This window comes from Oleiphilus sp. HI0132 (assembly GCF_001635845.1).
On sequence record NZ_LWGJ01000728.1, the window covers coordinates 1 to 886 of the forward strand.

Here is an 886-nt window from a genome sequence, read left to right on the forward strand (position 1 = left end):
GCCAGTCTTAGTGCTGCCAGAGTATCGGCTGTTTCACCTGACTGCGAGATTGTAACCAATAGTGCATTAGCCGGAACAACCGACTTTCTATATCTAAATTCAGATGCAATTTCGATATTACATGACACACCAGCAATTTCTTCAAACCAATAACGTGCGACCATGCCGGCGTGGTAGCTCGTACCACAGGCAATAATTTGAACGTGATCAATGCCTTTTAGAATCTCTGCTGTATTTTCACCAAAGGCCGTGTCAAGAACCTGGCCGTTTGCAATTCTACCCTCTAAGGTGTTCTTAATAGCAATCGGCTGTTCATAGATTTCTTTTAGCATGTAGTGCTTATATGGCCCTTTGTCGCCAGCATCATGCGAGACATCAGACTCATTGATATCTCTTGATACTTCACTACCTACAGCATCATAGATGGTCACGTCTTGGCGTGTCAGTACGGCGATATCGCCTTCTTCTAGGAAGGAGAAACGGTTCGTTACTGGTAATAATGCTAATTGATCTGATGCCAGGAAGTTTTCTCCTATGCCATATCCTATCACTAATGGGCTACCAGAACGCGCTGCAATTAGCTGGTCTGGATCACTGGTATCCATAACAACCGTTCCGTAAGCACCTTCTAATTGCTTCACAGTTGATCTGAATGCTGATAATAGTGAGTCATGTGTTTTTAGTTCATGATGAACTAGATGAGCAATCACCTCGGTATCTGTATCCGAAGCAAATTCATAACCCACGGCACTTAGCTTCTCACGCAGAGTATGATGGTTTTCAATGATCCCGTTGTGAACAACTACAATTTCGGAACCTGATACATGAGGGTGGGCATTACGTTCGCTAGGTTCACCATGAGTTGCCCAACGTGTGTGTGCAATAC

At 44.1% G+C, this 886-nt stretch carries 1 protein-coding gene; it reads right to left on the reverse strand.

Features of this window, described 5'->3' with window-relative positions; translation table 11 throughout:
- The coding region (locus A3766_RS08655; protein WP_156508794.1) for an isomerizing glutamine--fructose-6-phosphate transaminase at positions 1-886 on the reverse strand (886 nt) is incomplete at both ends.